This window comes from Cytobacillus sp. (assembly GCF_964223445.1).
GTDB lineage: Bacteria > Bacillota > Bacilli > Bacillales > Cytobacillaceae > Cytobacillus.
This window is the reverse complement of the sequence record NZ_CAXQGS010000129.1, coordinates 71,431-92,244: the sequence shown is the minus strand read 5'-3', so window position 1 is coordinate 92,244 and position 20,814 is coordinate 71,431. Positions and strand designations below refer to the sequence as shown.

Sequence of the window (20,814 nt, the reverse complement as noted above, 5' to 3'; positions counted from 1 at the left end):
AATCGTCTATTTACAGGAAGCCGGTATGAATAAGGCAGACTTATCCTACAAGGCTTACCTAATTTTACACCGGGAGGAAACCGCATGAAATGGAATAAAATACTTGCGCTGTTCATGATTTCACTATTATTAATTATGCCGATACAGGCATTTGCCGATATGGCAGAAGGTGATGTAATTGTCACTCTAGGAGAGAATCTTTCAGAAGAACAAAAAAATATGCTTCTTGCTGAAATGAAAGCTCCGAAAGATGCGACAATCATTACTGTTTCAAATGAAGAAGAACATAAATATCTTGGCAATTATATCTCTAAAGCTTTAATAGGCACCAGAGCGATATCTTCTTCAGCCGTCACAATAGCAAAACAAGGCTCCGGACTTGAAGTTGAAACAAAGAATATCAACTGGGTTACTGATGAAATGTATATTAATGCTTTGATTACTGCAGGTGTAAAAGATGCGAAAATCTATATAACAGCTCCTGCGAATGTTTCCGGAACAGCTGCCTTAACAGGCATCATCAAGGCATATGAAATCTCAGCCGAAAAAACAATTCCTGAAGATGTCAAACAGGCAGCCAATGAAGAAATGGTTGAAACAGCAAAGCTTGGCGATTCGGTCGGAAACGAGAATGCTGCTGCTTTGATTGCCAAAATTAAAGAGGAAATTGCCAAAAACTCACCTGAAACCGATGCAGAACTAAGAACCATTATTGAAAATGCCGCAAAAGAACTTGGCATCACTCTGACTGAACAGGAGACTTTAAGCTTAATAGATTTATTCAATAAGCTGAAAGAGCTTGATATAGACTGGAATCAGGTCGGCGAGCAGCTTAACCAGGCTAAAGACAAAATTTCCAAATATCTTGAAAGTGAGGAAGGCCAAGGGTTTTTAGAAAGTTTAAAGCGTTTTTTTGTGAGTGTAATAGACGCTGTTAAAGCCATCTTTTCTTAAAAAATTAAGCTGCCTTGGCGGGCAGCTTAATTTTTTATTTTTTCATTTATCGGCAGATCTAATCTTAAAATGTCCTCGTATGTTTCTCTTTTAACAACCAGCTTAGCCTCTCCATTTTCAATAAAAACTACAGGCGGCCTTGGGATTCGGTTATAGTTGTTTGCCATGGAATAACCATATGCGCCGGTACAGAAAACGGCCAGGAGGTCTTGATCCCCTGCTTTTGGAAGCGGCAAATCCCAAATAAGCATATCGCCTGATTCACAGCATTTACCTGCAATTGATACCGTCTCTTCCGGTTTATCCAATACCCGGTTTGCCAATACTGCTTCATACTTAGCCTGATAAAGAGCCGGCCTGATATTGTCACTCATGCCGCCGTCCACAGCCAGATAATTTCTTACATTTGGAACCTCTTTTCGTGATCCCGTCTGGTATAAAGTTGTCCCTGCATCTCCCACAAGTGACCGGCCCGGCTCAATCCAAATTTCCGGCATCTTCATTGAATAGTGTTCAGCCTGTTTCTTAACTTCCCCAATGATTTCTTCAACATATTGAGATGCGTGAATCGGATCATCATCTTCTGTATAGCGGATTCCAAAACCTCCGCCTAAGTTAAGCACTTTAGGTTCATAAGCATGCTTTTCTTTCCATTCTGCCATCTTTTCAAAAATTTTCTTGGCAGCCAAAATGAACCCTGTTGTATCGAAAATCTGAGAACCAATATGGCAATGAAGTCCAAGCGTTTCGATCCAGCTTGAATTAAGCGCTTTAAGTAAAGCCGTTTCCGCCTGTCCATTCTGAAGGTCAAACCCAAATTTTGAATCTTCCTGGCCAGTCAAGATATAGTCGTGGGTATGTGCTTCAATTCCAGGTGTAACCCTCAGTAAAATTTTTGTCCTGGCTGCAAGTGATTCACAAAGCTCTTCTAATAATTCCAGCTCATGAAAATTATCGACAACAATACAGCCGACATGATTTTTAAGAGCCATTTCCAATTCTTCTCTGCTTTTATTGTTCCCGTGAAAATGAATTCTTTCAGATGGAAAATCTGCTGCAAGAGCTGTGTATAACTCACCCCCTGAAACTACATCCAAAGAAAGACCTTCTTGATCAACAAGCTGAACCATCGCCACGGTAGAAAAAGCTTTGCTAGCATATGCCACTTGTGCTTTTATTCCAAGCTTATCGAAAGTCTGCTTAAATCCCCTTGCCCTTTCTCTTATTAATGCCACATCATATACATATAAAGGTGTTCCAAATTGACCGGCAAGATCGACTGTGTCCATACCGCCAATTTCAAGATGCCCTTTTTCATTTACCTTCATTGTGCCGTGAAAAAACATGGTTCCCCCTCTTCCTTTTTCCGCAGGAGCCAGGCCAGGTGCCCCTGCCCCCGAGATTAATCAGTATGAAAGAAATAGACAGCTGCGTAAGAGACTGTCTATTCTGTTTCCTTTAATCCTTTATTTAATTAAAAAAACTTTACCATATTTCGTGTATTTCCGCAATCGGCTTTACGCGTATTTCTTATTTAACAGGCTGTTTATAACGATTTTTAGTCTGGACGATGCTCGGCCTGATCTTTGAACCGGGCATGGACCGGCGAATCAGGATTTGGGTTAAAGCCACCGGACTGAATGGAATAAAAGGCCAAAGATATGGTGTGTTTAATGATTTGATGCTTGCAAGAAGAAGAATGGTCAGTGTAAGCCCTACCACCAAGCCTGGTGTATGGAAAATCGCAACAGCAATAAGCAGGCCAAGTCTTACAATTTTATTGGCAATACTCAATTCATAGCTTGGTGTTGCAAATGTTCCAATAGCTGCGAGCGCTACATACAAGATGACCTCTGGCACAAACAAACCGACATCAATAGCAATTTGACCAATAAGTACTGCTGCTATTAATCCCATCGCGGTTGAAAGCGGAGTTGGTGTATGAATGGCGGCAATCCTTAGAAATTCAATCCCGACATCGGCAAGAAACAGCTGGACAATGACAGGAACATTCGTTTCTTCATTTGGACCGACAAACGCAATTCTTTCAGGCAGGAGTGAAGGCTCCAAAACGAACAAAAACCAAAGCGGCAGCAGCACAATCGATGCCAATAAGCCTAAGAAACGAATCCAGCGGACAAATGTACCGACAGCTGGCGATTGTCTGTATTCTTCCGCATGCTGTAAATGATGAAAATAAGTAGTAGGCGTTATAATGACACTTGGTGAAGTATCAACGAATACGATAACATGCCCCTCTAGCAAATGGGCTGCTGCCACATCCGCCCTTTCCGTATACCGGACCAGCGGGAAAGGATTGTACCCCTGTTTCAATATAAATTCTTCAACTGTTTTATCAGCCATGGTAATTCCATCTATTTCAATTGCCTTTATTTCTTTTCTAATTAAATCAACTAAATCTTGATTTGCAACATCTTTAATGAAGCCGATGGCAACATCTGTTTTAGACCTTTCGCCTACACGCATGATCTCAAACCGAAGTCTTTCATCCCTAATTCTTCTGCGGGTTAAGGCAGTGTTTACTATAATATTTTCTACATAGCCATCCCTTGATCCACGGACAACTTTTTCAGTATCCGGCTCCTGAGGGGTTCTGCCGGGATAGCTTCTGACATCGATGACAAGCCCTTCTCCCTCTCCCTCGCCGACAACCACAATTAGGCCTGAGAGCACCTGATCGACCAGCTCATCCATTGTTTTAATGTGCTCAATTGATTGATGCCTCAGCCTGTTTTCAATGATTTTAAATAGGTTAGAGGAAAGTTTTTCACTATCATTGACCCCAACCAGTCCCTCAATGATGGCTATAATGAAACTTGTATCCGTTAACCCATTAATATAATAGAAATGTACATCTTTCCTTAATATCGTTAGCTTTCTGACACCCAGATCGAAGCTTTCTCCCAGGCCGACTCTTTTTTTCATATATTTTTCAATTTCATGTACAGATTCAAAAATGGGTGTCTTATCTTCCTTCGTCTTGCTTTGTGCCATAATAGCCGCTCCTTTCCAATACAAGTTCTACTGCCTTTTTAGTAATTGGTGATCCTGCATCATAATGATCTTTTTTGGACATCTTCCCGATATCGCCAATTCCCACGATTATCGGGACATCCAGCTGATCAAGACAATAAACGGTATCACCATTGATTCTGCCTGTTTCCATCTCGGGAACTCCAAATTTATCAACTCCGTAGGGGGTTAATTCGCCATTATTATCAATACATACATCTACCTTTGTCCATTCGGCCTGTCTTGTTTTTGAGGCAACAGCTATGATTCCCAGAACATCGATATCCTTATGGCACGCAACATATTTCAGCGCATTCTCCCCAGCTCCCTCCCCGATAAACCCGCTGTCATCAAACATGACCAGCACAGGATCATGGGAGACTTTTTTTATCAGCTTGACGATTTGCTGACCGGTTAAGATTGAAGGATTTCCATGCGACAAGGATAAACATCTTCCCCCAATTTCCTTAGCAACAAGCTCAACTGTCTTCCTTGCAAAATCGTCTCCATCTGTTATAAGAATGACGTGCCTCCGTTCATCCATAGCGGTTTTTCCTTTCCGAATCCTCATTTTTCTTTAAATATGCCCAGCCGATTGCTTATTTATTTACAAAATAAATCCATTGAAACAGTGATCCGAACACCTTTCCAAATACAAATGCCATTAATAAAATCGCAATTTTCCCATCCACTCCGATTCTTTTCGCAAGAATTGGAAATACATTCAAAACTTCAGTTAAAGCTGCTGCCAGCATTCCAATAAATATTCCCGAAGCCAGCCCAAGAGGTATCAAAAGCAAGGGTGTAAACTGCATCACCGGATTCCATAAAGTTGCCAGTGCACCTGCCAAAGCACCCATAACAACTGCAGCTTCATAATGATGGATCATCTTCATCGTTTTGGTCAGCTGTGTCAGCCTGGGGATGATGCCCAAAACAGCCAAAAAGGCAACAAAACCTGAACCAACAGCGAGCCCCCCGGCAAATCCAATGATCATTACCAGGACAACATTAATGGTCATCAAGATGCTTCATACTCTCCTTGTTTTCTTTCAATGCAACATAATTATCAAGATCCAGCTGATAATTGAACATTTCTACTTCCAATGGGCTAGGCTCTTCATTAAGCCGCTTCTTAAAAACATGATTAAAGAATATGATCATGCCAAGCCCCAGGCCTATTGAATAGGGAATTTGAAAAATGAGGGGCTTGCTGTCCACTTCCCCAGTTATGAGAGTGTAAATTCTAAGCTGTACAGCCTGCATACTCACGTCTTCATGAAAATTCATAATAGCCAGGGCAGCACCAATAAACAGAAGCAGCCAAACCAGCAGGAAAAGAGGGAATGATACTTTTTGCTTTTTTGTAACCACCTCAACTATCGCTTGAGCCGGCCCGATCGACTGGACTTCCAGGTTCGAAAATAATTGGGTAATGGCGCGAATTACTTTCATAACGTCAATTATCACAATATTCCGGTCATGCTCGCTTACTTTATAAAGCGGAAGTGCACAAAGCTTTTCATAAATGTCCTCATCGGCAATGACCTGTGCGATATCTTTTAGCAGTATTCTCTGATTGGGCCGTATTTGCAGACGGTGCCGCAAGCGAATATAAACTGTTTTTTCCAAAGCGCTCACTTCCTACAAAGTGATTTCCTTTACATCAACTTGTTACGCCTATTTAGAGCGATTCCGCTTTTGTGTCTATATTTAGTATGAGTTACATATATTAGCTTCATGAACTCCAATAATTGGCTGTTTAGAAAAACAATAGATATGGGGATCTAGACAGTTATCTATGTGTTTATACTTTATGCAATTTATTTTGAAAATAAAAAAAGAAAGACCGGATGGATTTAAATATCCATTCGGTCTTTCATTTGCTGGAGTATCTTTTTTTCAAGACGCGATACCTGGACCTGGGAAATACCAAGCCTTGCTGCCACTTCGGATTGGGTCTGATCTTTATAGTAGCGCAAATAGACTATCAGTCTTTCCCGCTCATCCAATTCGCGGATCGCTTCTTTTAGAGCTATCTTATCAAACCATTTTCCTTCATTCCCATCATCTATCTGATCGAGCAGCGTTATGGGATCCCCGTCATTTTCATACACTGTTTCATGTATTGATGAAGGAATCCGGCTTGCTTCCTGGGCGAGGATAATATCTTCCGGAGAAATTTCCAGAAACTCGGAAAGCTCTGTAACTGTTGGGATGCGGCCAAGCGTTTTTGATAGCTCATCTTTGGCCTTCCTGATTTTATTGCCCATTTCCTTCAATGAACGGCTTACCTTAACCGTTCCATCATCGCGTATGAATCTTTGGATCTCTCCAATAATCATTGGAACCGCATAGGTTGAAAACTTTACATCATAACTGAGATCAAATTTATCAACAGATTTCAACAAGCCGATACAGCCAATTTGGAAGAGGTCATCCGGTTCATATCCTCTATTCAAGAATCTTTGGACGACAGACCAGACAAGACGCATATTTTTTTGAACAATTTTGTCTCTTGCACCCTGATCCCCGCTTTGGCTTTGCTTTATAAGCTCCTTGACTTCATTGTCCTTTAAATAGGTTTGGCCCTTCTCTGCTTTAACCTCCACATCCATAGCAAGACTCCCTTAATTGCATAGCATTTTACTATTTGATAAATGCTTCCTTAATCGGATCTCTGTGCCTATTCCCGGCTGCGATTTGATTTCGATTTCATCCATGAAATTTTCCATGATGGTAAAGCCCATCCCTGATCTTTCCAGTTCAGGTTTTGTTGTAAATAACGGCTGTCTGGCCTCCTCCACATCCATAATTCCATGGCCTTTATCCTTAACGGTCAAATCAATAAATCCATCTTCAATCAGGACAGAAATATAGACAATCCCATTAGGATCATTTTCATAGCCGTGAATAATGGAGTTGGTTACAGCTTCGGAAACGACAGTTTTAATTTCTGTCAGTTCATCCATCGTTGGATCAAGCTGGGCAATAAAGGCAGCAACAGTAACACGAGCGAATGATTCATTTTGGCTAAGTGCGCTAAATTCGAGGTTCATCACATTTTTCATAATTCTAGGCAACCCCCAATCTTTGCAGTGCGTTTTCTTCTGTCGTTTCTAAACGGATAATCTTAAATAAACCCGACATATCAAATAGTCTCTGCACTGCTGGAGAAATCGCACAAACAACCATTTCACCATGCTTTTGTTTGATTTGTTTGTACCTGCCCAAAATAACTCCCAACCCTGAACTATCCATAAACGAAAGCTGCTCAAGGTTCAAAATAATATGATTGATGCCATGATCTTCAATCGCCCTTGCTGCCTGTTCACGCAGCTCATCTGCAGAATGATGGTCGAGCTCCCCGCTTAAACGAATACATAAGACATCATTCTTCACTTCCAAATTAATGTTAAGACTCACTACCTTAGCCTCCTTATCTGGTATCCGGAACTGAAAAAGCCGCTAATGCTTCATGCTTTTCCTGCGGATAGGATAAGCCGGAACCTCAAAAAATTCCGGTATCCGCCCTTATAGTGAGTCAATTTCGATGCCCGATGTTTCATTTCCTTCCTGGAGACAAAACTAGTGCATTTTCGCTAAAAATAATTAACATTAATATTCTTTTCGACAAAAATGGAATGGTATTTATTCTGCTTTTGAAAATAATCCCATTGATCTCTTAAACAAGGTCCACCATGATGCTTCCTTACTATCTTCTTTAGCAACCAGAGGGCTTTCAACTAAAACTTTTCCATCCTTTTTCAAGGTTAATGTTCCGATTTGATCGCCCTTTTGGACAGGTGCCTGAATATTATTATTTAAAGTGACTTTTTGTTCAATTTCCTCAATGCTTTCACCTTTTTTAGTTAATAGGGAAATCGGTTCGCTTGTCAGGGCTTCAACCATTTTCTTCTCCCCTTTACTTACTGCAATTTTGCCAAGTACGTGATTTCTTTCATACATTGGGTGTGTCTTATATTGGCTGAATGCATAGTCGAGCATTTTAGTCACCTGGGCATTGCGTTCTTTCGAAGTCGGTGCGCCAAATACAACTGCTATCACCCGCATGCCATCTTTCTCCGCTGTTGCTGTCAGACAGTATTTTGCTTCAGAAGTAAAACCTGTTTTAAGTCCATCAACTCCTGGATAAAAACGCACAAGGCGGTTTGTATTGACAAGCCAGAATTTTTTATCTGTGTCCTCACGAAGATAAGCTTCATATGTGCCTGTAAACGCAGTTATTTTTTCATATTTAAGAAGCTCTTTCGCCATAATTGCCATATCATGTGCAGTACTGTAATGTTCCTTAGCTGAAAGGCCTGTGGGGTTTTGGAAATTAGTATTCTTAAGACCTAATTCCTTTGCCTTTTTATTCATCATTTCAACAAAAGCTTCTTCTGAACCGGCAATTCTCTCAGCCATTGCAACGGACGCATCGTTTCCGGAACCAATTGCGATTCCCTGCAGCATTTGCTTTGTGGTCATTTCTTCACCTGGCTCGAGGAAGATTTGCGAACCGCCCATGGATGCTGCATACTCGCTTGTCCGGATTTTCTCATCCCATGACAGCTTTCCTTCATCTATAGCTTCCATGATTAAAAGCATTGTCATTACTTTAGTCATACTCGCAGGCGGAAGCTGTTCACTGCTATTTTTTTCATACAATATCGAACCGGTATCACGTTCGATAAGAATTGCGGATTTCACATTATCCGCTAAATCTGCACTGCTTTCTCTTGCAAATCCTGAAGGAACAAAGATTGTTGCCATTAATAATGTTATTAACATTAATGAGACGAGTCGTTTCATCACACAATACCTCCATTCTTTATAGCCTCCATTTTTTCCATTCAAAGAAAATTTATACAGTTAAGGCAGATTAAAAATAATAAGAGAAGACAGCACCACAGCAAAAAGCCGCCAGACATAAAGTCCTGGCGGCTTTTTGCTGCTATATTATTCAGTTATTTCCTCATGAATCAATATTGGAGCCGGTACTTTTTCAGTCGACATAGTAATGTTTTCATAAAGCATATTTCTTACTTCTTCTACATTTTCAAAGTTGCTGTAGATGGTTACAAGAGATTCACCCTTTTGTACCTGGTCCCCGATTTTCTTTCTTAACATAAGGCCGACAGCAAGATCGATTTCGGATTCCTTGGTTGCTCTTCCTGCTCCCAAAAGCATGGCTGCTGTTCCAATTTCATCTGCTATAATCTCAGATACATAGCCATCCTGCTTAGCTTCTAATTCAAATGTATATTTTGCCTGAGGCAATTTTTGCGGATCATCAACAACTGAAGCATCTCCGCCCTGAGAGCTTAAGAATACTTTGAATGTTTCTAAAGCGGAACCATCTTTAATAACATTCTCAAGCTTTTCACGCGCTTCCTTCAATGAATCCGCTTTTTTCGCCAAGAAAACCATATGGCTGCCCAAGGTCAGGCAAAGTTCTGTCAGATCTTCAGGACCTTCGCCTTTTAATGTATCGATCGCTTCTTTTACTTCAAGGGCATTTCCAATTGCATAACCCAGCGGCTGGCTCATATCCGATATAACTGCCATTGTGTTTCTGCCAACATTATTTCCGATTCGAACCATCGCTTTCGCTAATTCACGGGAATCGTCAAGCGTCTTCATGAATGCGCCAGCGCCTGTTTTAACATCAAGGACAATGGCGTCAGCACCTGCAGCGATTTTTTTGCTCATTATCGAACTTGCAATTAGAGGAATGCTGTCAACTGTAGCTGTAACATCGCGAAGTGCATACAACTTTTTATCAGCTGGTGTTAAGTTGCCGCTCTGTCCAATTACTGCAATCTTATTTTGATTAACAAGCTTAATGAATTCATCATTTTCAATTTCTACATGGAAACCTTCTACCGACTCAAGTTTGTCGATGGTTCCGCCTGTATGTCCGAGTCCCCTCCCTGACATCTTCGCAACCGGAACACCCACTGCCGCTACAAGCGGTCCCAGGACCAGTGTTGTTGTATCGCCAACACCGCCAGTTGAATGTTTATCTACTTTAATGCCTTCTATTTTTGATAAGTCGATTTGATCACCGGATTCTACCATCGCCATAGTCAAGTCGGCTCTTTCGTTCTCTGTCATTCCCTGGAAAAAGATAGCCATTGTTAAAGCACTTACCTGATAATCCGGGATTGAACCGTCTGTATATCCTTTAATGACAAACTGAATTTCTTCAGTTGTTAACTCAAGTCCATCCCTTTTCTTTTCAATAAGATCCACCATTCTCATAATCAAACACCACTGCTTTCATTTATTCTTTTCTTATGGCTCTAATCTAATCGATTGTTGTTTTTGATCAATAAGTCAGCCCGTTGATTTCCGCTACGGACACTTGCTTTCCGCGGGGAGGAACGAGAGCCTCCACCCGCAGGAGTCAAGTGCCCTCCGCTCCAATCAACTCAGTAATTAAACTAAGTTAGCCGCATAGCCTCCAGAATCAACATGCCTTAAGAAATCTTATACACCAAGTTCCTTAACGATTGCTTTCACATAACGAAGGAAATCGGCTTTGACTTTCTCAGTTGTTTCGATTACTTCTTCGTGGTTTAGCGGCTGATCCAGGATACCTGCAGCCATATTTGAAATACAGGAGATTCCAAGCACATTCATTCCTGAATGCTGTGCCACAATGACTTCTGGAACAGTTGACATGCCGACTGCATCTCCGCCAATTGTTCTCAGCATGCGAATTTCTGCAGGAGTTTCATAAGTCGGCCCCGTATTGCCGACATAAACTCCTTCCTGAATCTTCAGGTTTAGCTTATCGGCAATTCCTTTTGCAAGTTTTCTTAATTCTTTGGAATATGCTTCTGACATATCCGGAAAACGCGGACCCATGCGGGAATCATTAGGACCAATAAGCGGATTGCTGCCCATATTGTTGATATGGTCTGAAATAAGCATGAGATCTCCAGGTGAATAGGTTTCATTCACTCCGCCTGCTGCATTTGTAACAATCAGCTTCTCAACACCCATTTCATTCATAACTCTTACAGGAAAGGTTACCTTATCAAATGAGTATCCTTCGTAATAATGAAAACGGCCTTGCATAGCAACCACTTCAATGCCGTTCAAACGTCCGAAAACCAGCTGTCCAGCATGGCCCTCTACCGTTGATACAGGAAAATCAGGGATTTCGTTATATGGGATTTTAACCGGTTCTTCAATTTCGTCTGCCAGTACTCCGAGTCCTGACCCTAATATCAGCCCAATCTTTGGCTGCCCAGTATATTTATTTTTAAGAAACTCAGCCGCATTTTGAATTTTGCTATAATTCATCGTCATTCTCCTCATCTGTTTTTATATTGCGTTATTTCAATTGTTTTAAAAAGCTTTTGCCAAAAGCCGGCATCTTTACATTAAAGTTATCAGCGATCGTTGCTCCAATATCTGCAAAAGTTTCGCTAATTGGAAGCTCTTGCCCTTCCTTCATGTCTTTTGAGTAAACAAGAAGAGGAACATATTCACGTGTATGATCTGTACCATGATGTACAGGGTCATTCCCATGGTCGGCAGTAATCATTAATAGGTCGCCGTTCTGCATTTTTTCAAATACTTCAGGCAGGCGCTCATCAAATTCTTCAAGTGCTTTTCCATAGCCTTCTGGATCGCGTCTATGCCCAAACAATGCATCAAAGTCAACAAGATTCAAAAAGCTCAGGCCCGTAAACTCTTTTTCAAATGTTTCAATCAGCTTATCCATTCCATCCATATTTGAAGTTGTGCGAATGGCTTCAGTCACCCCTTCACCATTAAAAATGTCGGAGATTTTGCCGATTGCCAATACATCGAGGCCGCTGTCAGCCATTTCGTTCATTACTGTACGGTCAAATGGCTTTAACGCATAATCATGTCTATTGGATGTTCTTTGGAAATTTCCCGGCTCTCCAAGGAATGGTCTGGCAATCACTCTGCCGACCATATATTTTTCATCCAGCGTCAGCTCGCGTGCAATCTTACAGATTTTATACTGTTCTTCGATTGGTATTATATCTTCATGCGCCGCGATTTGCAGTACGGAATCTGCTGATGTATAAACAATCAAAGCGCCGGTTTTCATATGCTCTTCCCCGAGTTCAACTAGAATTTCCGTTCCGCTCGCCGGTTTATTACCGATTATTTTTCTCCCCGTACGGGCTTCAAGTTCAGAAATCAATTCCGGCGGGAACCCGTCTGAAAATACCCGAAAGGGAGTCTGGATATTCAAGCCCATGATCTCCCAATGTCCAGTCATTGTGTCTTTTCCGTTAGAAGCTTCCTGCATTTTTGTGTAAAATGCCATTGGCTTCTCTGCTTTTTCGATTCCTTTGATTTCACTGATATTACTAAGCCCAAGTTTGCCCATATTCGGCATCTTCAGGCCATTCATTTTTTCTGCGATATGGCCGAGCGTATCAGCACCTTTATCACCGAACTTATCGGCATCTGGCGCTTCTCCAATTCCCACTGAGTCCATGACGATTAAAAAAACACGCTTATATGTATATGCAGACATATGATAACCTCCTAATTATTTGAATACGGTTACAAAAATCATATTCGTATAGTACCCTTTTTAGGTTTATTTAACACTGATTCTCTTGCTGAAAGAAAAGCGGAACGACTTGCCCAGCCCATGCACCTCAAGGAGGCAGGCGAAGGAGCTGAACAGTAAAAAAGAGAAATTCTTTCATTTAAATAAATATATAGATAGCCTTTTCATTCGTCAGAAGTCTGACATCTATATTTTACATAATAAACAGGTAAAAAGACAAGAAAAAGCTGCCTATTTTTCATGGCAGCTTTATGACATTTATATTTACTTATACAATTAATGCTTTAAGCACGCGGATGATATTGGCTGTACACATCTTTAAGACGAGTTTTGGTTACATGCGTATAAATTTGCGTGGTTGAAATATCGGCATGTCCAAGCATTTCCTGGACTGCTCGTAAATCAGCACCATTTTCAAGGAGATGAGTAGCAAATGAATGTCTCAGCGTATGTGGAGTAAGTTCCTTCTCGATCCCTGCCTCCTGAGCCAGCCGCTTCAATATTTTCCAAAATCCCTGTCTTGAAAGACGTTTGCCGTGATGATTTAAAAATAACGCTTCATCTTTATGCTTTTTTGAAGCAAACTTTCCTCTTCCTTCATTTAAATACATTTCAAGCGCTTCGGAGGCTGTTTTGCCGATAGGCACAATCCGTTCCTTGTTTCCTTTGCCTAAACATCTTACAAAGCCCATCGTTAAATGCACATCACCTATGTTCAGGCCTATCAGCTCACTCACGCGAATACCTGTAGCATATAAAAGTTCAAGCATGGCTTTATCGCGCAAACCAAAGTGATCCTTTATCTCTGGTAAATCCAATAAAGTTTCCACTTCCTGCATGTTTAATACTTTTGGAAGCGAACGTTCCATTTGCGGTGTTTCTATATGAACAGAAGGGTCATGGCCAACTGCTTTTTCGCGGAGCAGAAATTGGTGAAAGGCCCTTAAAGAGGCTATATGCCGGGCCAAAGTTTTTGAGGATTTGCCCTGTTTTTTTAAAAAACCGAGAAATTGGACAATCTGCATACGCTGCACACTCTCAAGGCTTGAAATCTTCTCTTCAGACTTGAGATATTTCAGATAACTTTTCAAATCTCTTTCATAAGATACAATTGTATTTTTGGCGAGGCCTTTTTCTACAAGTAAATAATGAATAAAGTCTCTTAATTGATCATCCATATGATTGCATTACTCCCCATTTAAGTAGAAAAGAATTAACCGGTCCAGCCAGCTCGCATCTTCATCCGTTCCGCTCGCCGACACCTTAACAGCCGCTCCCTGTGGTTCGTCATAGCGGTGATAATCCTGGTATTCTTCGTTTAACCACATAATACCATAATAAAAAAGGATTGTGCATCCAGTAAAAATGACAAATACTTTAATGGTCTGAAAAGCCATACTCAGCCAGGATTTCATTGTTTGGTCCTCCATAACTTTTAATAAAAAGAAAGATTTAGAAGCTTACTATTATTAAAAGGTATGCCATTTTGGACAAGAATTATACCTGAATCTGCATAATAGGCGTTTCTTCAGGGCACATTCCTTTATAGCCAGGCTATTCTAGATTATTGTTTTTCCGCTGAAAAAAGCAAACTATATAAAATTAAATCAAAATAAAAAGCCCATTCTAATGTTAGAATAAGCTTTGTCAATAAGTATTAGTTTCCTTCTGCTTCGTTGTCTGTCTGTTTATCCTGGCAGCGGTAGCAGATGCCATGAAACGTAAGGCGGTGATCCTTTATTTTAAAGTTCCAGCGGCGTTCAACCACTTCCTCTACGTCTTCAAGCAAATCTTCCTGAATTTCATCAACAGCTCCGCACTCAATACAGACTAAATGGTGGTGGAAATGGGCTGCCCCTTCCTGACGCAGGTCATAACGGGAAACTCCATCACCAAAGTTAATTTTATCGACAATTTTTAGTTCAGTCAGCAATTCAAGTGTTCTATATACAGTTGCCAAGCCTATCTCAGGCGATTTCTCTTTTACTAGGAGGTAGACATCTTCCGCACTTAAATGATCCTCTTCGTGTTCTAACAGGACGCGAACTGTTGCCTCTCGCTGTGGTGTTAGTTTGTAGCTGGATGAATGCAACTGTTTTTTTATTCTTTCAATTCTGCTTTCCATACCGAAAGTCCCTCCCTCGCCACTAACATTCTCATTATAACAGAAATAAGATCACATTCAAAATAAAATAATTATAAATAACAGATAAAAATTAATTTTATATAATAATTATTATAATATACTTCAAAAGATTCTTATACCTCTTTATATGTACCCTATCTTTTTGTTTCTACCCCTTTTCCTGTACAAACAAAAGGCAGAGCCGCCCGCTCTGCCTTTCGCAATGATTCATATATTTAGGATTGGATTGAGTTGACAACAGACTTCATTAAGACAGGCGAGATAAACGCCTCCACTCCTGCTGCAGCAATTAAAAACAGAATGGCTACAGCAAAAGCAATCATATATCTTCCAAAAAGAGGCATCATGGGCTGACCTGCTTTTTTCATAAATTGTCTTCTTATCATTTTTAAAGAGAAAGAAACAGCCAGAGTTGCAGCGAGAATAAATATAGGTATGATGATCAGATTCTGGGGAAGGACAGATACGAAGGAAAGCAAAAATCCTTCCAACCCCATTTGGTTAACGAGAAAACCAACAGTAAAGCCAACCACCATCCCTTTCATAAATAGAAGTATTAGAATAACAGGCAGTCCAATTATGGAGATTCCCAAAATCCACATCAGTCCTATAAATTTTGTATTATGAAAAAAGCTCTGTTTGAATAATTCATCTGCTGCTGCAACATGTCCATCTGATACTTGGCCAAAAAACTGCGACAGATAATAAAATAAATCTTCTTTTTGTGTAAAGCTTAAGCTATTTACAACGATAGCCCCAAAAATGACACCCATCAGGAATAGCACAATAATAAATAAATAGATTGAGGAATGTTCGCGAAAGTGGGCTGCTGCAGCGTTCTGGTACATTTTTTTCTTCATTGCTCTTCCTCCTAAAACAAACAGATTGGATATTAAATTGTATGCCTGTCCCAGATTTGTATGACAATGAATTGGATAATTCCCCAATGAAAAAAAGTCTTGAATATTCCAGTTATTTCCGCTATAATTTTCAAAATTATTTAAATTGTCACAGGAGGGAATAAGAAAATGGATCCGATTTTAAATGAGTTTCCAGAGAGAATTGAAACCGAAAGACTTTATTTGAGACCTGCCTTGCCCGGAGATGGAAAAACAGTGCATGAGGCCGTATCAGCTTCAGCTGATGAACTTAAAAAATGGCTTCCTTTTGCACAGAATGAACAATCAGTGGATGAAACTGAAGCTGGCATCCGCAAATCTTATGCCAAGTTTATACTTAGGGAAGATTTCCGTATCCATATATATAGGAAAGAAGACGATGCGTTTATTGGCTCTACTGGCCTGCATCGTATAGATTGGGATGTCCGTAAATTCGAAATTGGCTATTGGGGAGATTCGAGGTTTCAGAAAAAAGGATATATTACTGAAGCTGCTGAAGGTTTGGCGAAATTTGCCTTTGAGCATTTCCAAGCGAATAGAGTGGAAATTAGATGTGATCCGAGAAACATAAATAGCAGAAGGATTACCGAAAGGCTGGGGTTCACACTTGAAGGAATACTTATTAATGACAGTCTAAGCGCAGATGGAACAGAGCTTAGGGATACATGCATTTATGCTAAAGCACCTAAAAAACATAGAGCCTGATGAGCTCTATGTTTTTTAGGAATCCATAATTTTGCCGTACTTTCCCCCGCCCCCTGCCTTTAAGTTTAATGTTCCTTCACGCGCCTTCCCAATAAGCCTGGCTGTTTTCTCAGGTATTACTTTGCTTATTTCTGATAAAGGAACATCATGAAGAATGGCCATTTCAGTGCCGAAATGATTCAACATCTTCTCCAGCATTTTCGGGCCTAACCCTGGAATGAATTCAAGCGGTACCTGATGAATATAAGGAGGCCGTTCAACAAGCAATTCTCCAGATGATTTTAGTTCAGAGATCCTGTCAGCCACGCCTTTGATAAATTTGTGGTGACCGCAATTTCTGCATTTACCATTTGCTTCATCGAAGTGGCCAAAACATTCAGTGCAAACAGTCTGATGGTATTTTCCAAGCATCGGATCAAGCCCGAAATTGGTTTTCACTTTGCCTTTTTCTTTTCCAGTCAAAGCCTTCTTCAGGTCAGCAAATGCTGGTGACTCCATTTCAAGGATTTGATATTCTCTCGCGATCTTTTTTAGTGAATGGGCATCTGAGTTTGTTAAAAAGGTATATCTGTGAAGTTCAGCTATTTGGTCAGCCATCCCAGTATCTGCACTGAGCCCCAGCTCTATTGCATCAATTAAGCCAGGATCAAACACCTCTGACAGCGACCGCTCTACCCCTTTCCCGAATAAACTTTTAAATGGGGTAAAAACATGGGCAGGAATAAAAAGCCCATCCAGTTCCTTCACTTTTTCCTGAAGCATTCTGCCTGAGGCATAAATTCTCTGTGAGCTTAACGTTATGTTCTTTAAATGTCCCGATAGCCAGGCTGAGAAAACCTTCATGGCTGAAAGTGTCGGAAAGAAGCAAAGAACATGAATTGGGCCTTTACAGGATTCATCATATATTTCAAGTTCTGACCCGGGTATAATCGTTAAATCTCCATATTGAAGTCCCCCGTACCTATGCTCAGTTATAAGGCCTTTTTGGGACAAATCCTCGATTTCAAGTATGACTTCAGGAGAATGACAATCAATAATTCCGATGATATCAAGCCCTTTTTCATTTCGGGCATGCCTGATGATATTTGTGAAGGTTAGGGATTTAGCGCCTGTTATTTTAACAGGCTTTCCCGTAAACGTACGTCCAATATGGATATGGAGATCAGCAAAAAAGCGCTTCATGCTATTTTTTCAGCGCCTCTTGCAGCTGCAGATATTGGATAGCATAAGCTGTTTTCGCATCATAAATTCTTTGCTGCTTCAGCAGGGATATTGCTTCATCAAGCGTTACTTCCATAAGATTCACAAATTCATCTTCATCAGGCGAAGCGGCATTTTCTATTTTCATAAGTCCCTTTGCTATATATAAATGTACCAGCTCATCGGCAAATCCAGGAGAAGTGTAGAATGAGATCAGCCATTCCATTTCCGTGCAGCCGTACCCCGTTTCTTCTTCCAGTTCCCTTTCTGCACAAACTCTGGGTTCTTCTCCTGTTTCAAGCTTTCCGGCAGGGATTTCAGCAATAATCTTATCCAGCGCTTTCCTATATTGTTCGACCATCACTATTTTATTATCTTCTGTTACTGCCAATACAGCTACTGCCCCGGGATGTTTGATAATTTCCCGCTTCGATGTTTTGCCATTCGGCAGCTCAACATCTTCCACTTGCAGACTAATGACTTTACCAGTGAAGATTTTTTCCGTATTAATCGTTTTTTCTTCTAGGCGGCTCATTGTTTTCAGTCACTCCTGTTCTATTCCGATAATGATTGCTCATACATTTTATCATACTTGATGAGGGGGAGTATGGCATGAAGGTGTATGTCCACAATAGGGGAATTATTCTGACCGGCAAAGCCTGGGAAGTCCGGGAGAAACTAAAACAATACAGCAGGCAGTATGTTCTTGTAAAAGACTGGGTTGAATCTCAGAACAATATAAAATGATAAGCCTCTAAATTTGAGTATGCCTCATTTATTTATGTACAATTATATAAAACACTCAAATGAGGTGGGTACTTGAAAAAGAGAAGACTTGGAAACTCAGACTTGTACGTAAGCGAGCTCGGGCTGGGCTGCATGTCAATTGGCACCAACCCTTCCCAGGCTCAGGAGATTATTGAAGCTGCCCTTGAAGAAGGAATCAATTATTTTGACACAGCTGATTTATATGACTTTGGCGAAAATGAAAAGCTTGTCGGACAATCCTTAAAGAGTGTCCGCGAACAGGTGATCATTGCTACCAAAGCCGGCAACCGCTGGAATAAAAATAAAGATGGCTGGAGCTGGGATCCCTCAAAAAGCCACATCAAAGAAGCTGTAAAGGACAGTTTGAAAAGGCTGGACACAGACTATATTGATTTATATCAGCTTCATGGCGGCACGATGGAAGATTCTATTGATGAAACCATTGAAGCATTTGAGGAACTGAAGGAAGAAGGATACATCCTGCAGTATGGCATATCCTCCATCCGTCCCAATGTGATCCGTGAATATGTTTCAAGATCCTCCATCGTTTCTGTCATGATGCAATACAGCATTTTAGATCGGCGTCCTGAAGAAGAAGCTTTGCCGCTTCTAAATCAAAAAGGCATCAGCGCGGTTACAAGAGGTCCGCTCGCTAAAGGATTGCTCAGCGAAAAAATGCTGGATAAGGCTACGGAGTCAGTTAAAGAGAAAGGCTATTTGGATTACAGCTATGCTGAATTGGCAGAAGCACTTACCAGCATTAGGGAAAAAATTTCGGATGAGCGCTCCATGACTGAGATAGCATTTCAGTATAATCTTGCGGATCCCGCTGTCGCTTCCGTGATGGCAGGTGCCAGCACGTCAGAGCAAGTTAGGGCAAATGCAAGAGCAGCAAGAGCTAATCCCCTCAATAAGGATGAATTGGCTATTATTCAATCCATTGCCAAGCTAAACAAATATGAGCAGCATCGATAATTTAACCGATGAGGGCTGATGAAAGTTCAGCCCTTAAATCATTATTAAGATTATCGTATACCCTGCCACTCCGCCAATAAAAGCAGCAAAGTTACTTTCTCTATTCTCCGGCAGTTCCTCCTTAAGCACATTTAATATCACGCCTCCTGCTAGAGTCGCAAATAAAAAAGCAATCACCATCTCACTTACTTCAGTAATGACTCCAACTGCCCATCCTATTAATATGGAAAATGTCAGTACCCAGTGTCCATATTTATCGTATATTCTTTTATGTGATTGTCTCAAGCCATGATCATTAGAAATGAAATGGACTGATAGAGCAAAAAAGTATATTAGCCATTCTTTTAAACTGTCAAACTCTCCATGTACAAGCAAATAGCCAATCAGCATATTGTAAATAAAGAAGCTGGACATATGAAGCCAAAAAAGTTTTGCTGTGTTCCGCTTTTCTTTACTTTTTTGAGAATATTTCACTGCTTTCTCAATCCCGTAAAAAGCGCAAAGACCCAACATTGCAAATATGTATACATGGCTATCCAGGTATTTGAAAAGCTCTGAACTTTCCATACCTTCTATACTTTCTTGATGCTCTTTAAGCTCAGGCAGGACATGGACAAATATATAAGCCACTGAAATTCCGCTGGCTGCTGATAAAAGCCTGCTTCTTGGGATATAGGTTAAGAATTTCATGTACCTTGATAAGAAGTGCACAAATGAAAAACCGAGGGCAAAAATAAAATTTAATAAAGAAAACATGGAACGGCTCCCATCATTTTTTATTAATCATTGCCCTCGGTTATTTTAAATGAAACTTGTTTATTTTTTATTTGAACTCTTTCCAGTTAAGATCGCTTTCTCCTAGCAGTTCTTCAAAACTTTTATTTTTTTCGCGCAGTCTTCTTTCTTCTCTTTTTCTGCGCTCATCTTCTTCCTTCTGTTTATCTTCAGCAGCTTTTAATTCCTGCTTTTTCCCTTTTAATTGCTCCATTAAGTCCTGATTTAGCATGTCGCCGAGTGTGACTGGCTTATCGTCTTTTTTAGGCTGGGAATGGTGTTTCTTCTTTTTCATATAAACCCCTCATCAACTAAGTTTGCCATTTATTATAACATATTTTATTATTCTTGAAGGAATAGGCTGAATCGCTATTATGGCAAAAACTCCAGAAACTCAATTCTATTTCCGAATGGATCATCAACAAAAAATCGGTTTCTTCCTTCTATAGGCGGTTCTTCCTTTATAGCTATTTTCTGCTTTTGAAGACTGCTTCTCAAGTCTTCGAGGTTTTCCACAATAAATCCAGGGTGGGCTTTTTTTGCCGGAAAGAAGCTTTCCTGCACCCCAATATGGATTTCCTGATCTCCGCATATAAACCAGCAGCCGCCGCGCTTTTGAAGATTTTCAGGCTTGGGAATTTCCTTCAGTCCAAGCTGTTCACCGTAAAATCTCCTGGCTTCATCCTCGCAGCCTTGTGGAGCAGCAAGCTGGATATGGTCGATTCCTTTAAATGAAAAACTCATTTCTTCCCCTCATTTCCTTTGGCTGAAAATAATGAAAAGCACAG

25 protein-coding genes are annotated in these 20,814 nt (G+C 40.6%); 4 read left to right on the top strand and 21 right to left on the bottom strand.

From position 1 onward, the window contains the following. Positions 1 to 84 precede the first annotated feature (84 nt). Positions 85 to 954 carry a DUF1002 domain-containing protein gene (locus ACEQ1T_RS22350; protein WP_370224789.1) on the top strand — a complete coding sequence of 290 codons (870 nt, stop codon included), beginning with the start codon at positions 85 to 87 and terminating at the stop codon, positions 952 to 954. 26 nt (positions 955 to 980) lie between these two features. Here the strand turns inward: ACEQ1T_RS22350 and lysA are convergent, their stop codons facing one another. From lysA to spoIIM, 16 genes are all read right to left on the bottom strand, one after another. Further along, positions 981 to 2,300 carry a diaminopimelate decarboxylase gene (gene lysA, locus ACEQ1T_RS22345; protein ID WP_206838326.1) on the bottom strand — a complete coding sequence of 440 codons (1,320 nt, stop codon included), beginning with the start codon at positions 2,298 to 2,300 and terminating at the stop codon, positions 981 to 983. Positions 2,301 to 2,484: 184 nt separating this feature from the next. Beyond that, positions 2,485 to 3,969, bottom strand: coding sequence for a spore germination protein (locus tag ACEQ1T_RS22340; protein ID WP_206838327.1), 1,485 nt, complete (start codon positions 3,967 to 3,969; stop codon positions 2,485 to 2,487). Continuing rightward, a complete protein-coding gene (locus ACEQ1T_RS22335; RefSeq protein ID WP_206838329.1) occupies positions 3,941 to 4,531 on the bottom strand; it encodes a stage V sporulation protein AE in 591 nt (196 codons plus the stop codon). Before ACEQ1T_RS22335 ends, ACEQ1T_RS22340 begins: the two co-directional genes overlap by 29 nt. 55 nt (positions 4,532 to 4,586) lie before the next feature. Then, positions 4,587 to 5,009, bottom strand: coding sequence for a stage V sporulation protein AB (locus tag ACEQ1T_RS22330; RefSeq protein ID WP_206839292.1), 423 nt, complete (start codon positions 5,007 to 5,009; stop codon positions 4,587 to 4,589). Further along, positions 4,999 to 5,619: a stage V sporulation protein AA gene (locus ACEQ1T_RS22325; RefSeq protein ID WP_206838330.1), complete on the bottom strand. Its 621-nt coding sequence runs from the start codon at positions 5,617 to 5,619 to the stop codon at positions 4,999 to 5,001. Before ACEQ1T_RS22325 ends, ACEQ1T_RS22330 begins: the two co-directional genes overlap by 11 nt. 227 nt (positions 5,620 to 5,846) lie before the next feature. Continuing rightward, on the bottom strand, positions 5,847 to 6,605 hold the full coding sequence (gene sigF, locus ACEQ1T_RS22320; RefSeq protein ID WP_009332823.1) for an RNA polymerase sporulation sigma factor SigF: 759 nt from the start codon (positions 6,603 to 6,605) through the stop codon (positions 5,847 to 5,849). A gap of 12 nt (positions 6,606 to 6,617) precedes the next feature. Next, on the bottom strand, positions 6,618 to 7,058 hold the full coding sequence (spoIIAB, locus tag ACEQ1T_RS22315) for an anti-sigma F factor (protein WP_206838332.1): 441 nt from the start codon (positions 7,056 to 7,058) through the stop codon (positions 6,618 to 6,620). Between the two features lie 4 nt (positions 7,059 to 7,062). Next, positions 7,063 to 7,413: an anti-sigma F factor antagonist gene (gene spoIIAA, locus ACEQ1T_RS22310; RefSeq protein WP_206838334.1), complete on the bottom strand. Its 351-nt coding sequence runs from the start codon at positions 7,411 to 7,413 to the stop codon at positions 7,063 to 7,065. 225 nt (positions 7,414 to 7,638) lie between these two features. After that, positions 7,639 to 8,802: a D-alanyl-D-alanine carboxypeptidase family protein gene (locus ACEQ1T_RS22305; RefSeq protein WP_206838337.1), complete on the bottom strand. Its 1,164-nt coding sequence runs from the start codon at positions 8,800 to 8,802 to the stop codon at positions 7,639 to 7,641. 147 nt (positions 8,803 to 8,949) lie between these two features. Further along, positions 8,950 to 10,254, bottom strand: coding sequence for a pyrimidine-nucleoside phosphorylase (locus tag ACEQ1T_RS22300; RefSeq protein WP_206838340.1), 1,305 nt, complete (start codon positions 10,252 to 10,254; stop codon positions 8,950 to 8,952). A gap of 228 nt (positions 10,255 to 10,482) precedes the next feature. Further along, positions 10,483 to 11,304, bottom strand: a complete 822-nt coding sequence (locus tag ACEQ1T_RS22295; RefSeq protein ID WP_370224786.1) for a purine-nucleoside phosphorylase — start codon at positions 11,302 to 11,304, stop codon at positions 10,483 to 10,485. A gap of 31 nt (positions 11,305 to 11,335) precedes the next feature. Then, on the bottom strand, positions 11,336 to 12,520 hold the full coding sequence (deoB, locus tag ACEQ1T_RS22290) for a phosphopentomutase (protein ID WP_370224783.1): 1,185 nt from the start codon (positions 12,518 to 12,520) through the stop codon (positions 11,336 to 11,338). A gap of 323 nt (positions 12,521 to 12,843) precedes the next feature. Further along, positions 12,844 to 13,737, bottom strand: a complete 894-nt coding sequence (xerD, locus tag ACEQ1T_RS22285; RefSeq protein WP_206838345.1) for a site-specific tyrosine recombinase XerD — start codon at positions 13,735 to 13,737, stop codon at positions 12,844 to 12,846. Positions 13,738 to 13,746: 9 nt separating this feature from the next. Then, on the bottom strand, positions 13,747 to 13,974 hold the full coding sequence (locus tag ACEQ1T_RS22280) for a YqzK family protein (RefSeq protein ID WP_206838347.1): 228 nt from the start codon (positions 13,972 to 13,974) through the stop codon (positions 13,747 to 13,749). 242 nt (positions 13,975 to 14,216) lie between these two features. Then, entirely contained in the window at positions 14,217 to 14,684 is a 468-nt protein-coding gene (locus ACEQ1T_RS22275; RefSeq protein ID WP_206838350.1) for a Fur family transcriptional regulator, read from the bottom strand. A gap of 236 nt (positions 14,685 to 14,920) precedes the next feature. Next, complete coding sequence (gene spoIIM, locus ACEQ1T_RS22270) at positions 14,921 to 15,565, bottom strand: stage II sporulation protein M (RefSeq protein ID WP_206838352.1); 645 nt, start codon at positions 15,563 to 15,565, stop codon at positions 14,921 to 14,923. A gap of 168 nt (positions 15,566 to 15,733) precedes the next feature. On the opposite strand from spoIIM, the gene ACEQ1T_RS22265 reads away from it, so the two are divergent. Further along, positions 15,734 to 16,309 carry a GNAT family N-acetyltransferase gene (locus ACEQ1T_RS22265; RefSeq protein ID WP_370224780.1) on the top strand — a complete coding sequence of 192 codons (576 nt, stop codon included), beginning with the start codon at positions 15,734 to 15,736 and terminating at the stop codon, positions 16,307 to 16,309. Between the two features lie 15 nt (positions 16,310 to 16,324). Here ACEQ1T_RS22265 and ACEQ1T_RS22260 read toward each other — a convergent pair whose 3' ends face one another. Together ACEQ1T_RS22260 and ACEQ1T_RS22255 are read right to left on the bottom strand one after the other, a co-directional pair. Further along, complete coding sequence (locus ACEQ1T_RS22260) at positions 16,325 to 17,491, bottom strand: endonuclease Q family protein (protein ID WP_206838355.1); 1,167 nt, start codon at positions 17,489 to 17,491, stop codon at positions 16,325 to 16,327. A gap of 1 nt (position 17,492) precedes the next feature. Continuing rightward, positions 17,493 to 18,044, bottom strand: a complete 552-nt coding sequence (locus ACEQ1T_RS22255; RefSeq protein WP_206838357.1) for an NUDIX hydrolase — start codon at positions 18,042 to 18,044, stop codon at positions 17,493 to 17,495. Positions 18,045 to 18,121: 77 nt separating this feature from the next. Here ACEQ1T_RS22255 and mciZ point away from each other — a divergent pair, with 77 nt between their 5' ends. After that, a complete protein-coding gene (gene mciZ / locus ACEQ1T_RS22250; protein WP_206838359.1) occupies positions 18,122 to 18,256 on the top strand; it encodes a Z-ring formation inhibitor MciZ in 135 nt (44 codons plus the stop codon). Positions 18,257 to 18,328: 72 nt separating this feature from the next. After that, entirely contained in the window at positions 18,329 to 19,252 is a 924-nt protein-coding gene (locus ACEQ1T_RS22245; protein ID WP_370224777.1) for an aldo/keto reductase, read from the top strand. Positions 19,253 to 19,285: 33 nt separating this feature from the next. Here ACEQ1T_RS22245 and ACEQ1T_RS22240 read toward each other — a convergent pair whose 3' ends face one another. The 3 genes from ACEQ1T_RS22240 to ACEQ1T_RS22230 all read right to left on the bottom strand — a co-directional run bounded on the left by ACEQ1T_RS22240 (position 19,286) and on the right by ACEQ1T_RS22230 (position 20,770). Continuing rightward, complete coding sequence (locus ACEQ1T_RS22240) at positions 19,286 to 20,008, bottom strand: hypothetical protein (RefSeq protein WP_206838364.1); 723 nt, start codon at positions 20,006 to 20,008, stop codon at positions 19,286 to 19,288. A gap of 67 nt (positions 20,009 to 20,075) precedes the next feature. Continuing rightward, the gene (locus ACEQ1T_RS22235; RefSeq protein ID WP_206838366.1) at positions 20,076 to 20,321 is read right to left on the bottom strand and encodes a YqkE family protein; all 246 of its coding nucleotides are present in this window, start codon (positions 20,319 to 20,321) and stop codon (positions 20,076 to 20,078) included. Positions 20,322 to 20,398: 77 nt separating this feature from the next. Beyond that, positions 20,399 to 20,770 (bottom strand): VOC family protein, encoded by a 372-nt coding sequence (locus ACEQ1T_RS22230; RefSeq protein ID WP_206838368.1) that lies wholly within the window; start codon positions 20,768 to 20,770, stop codon positions 20,399 to 20,401. Between the last annotated feature and the right edge of the window lie 44 nt (positions 20,771 to 20,814).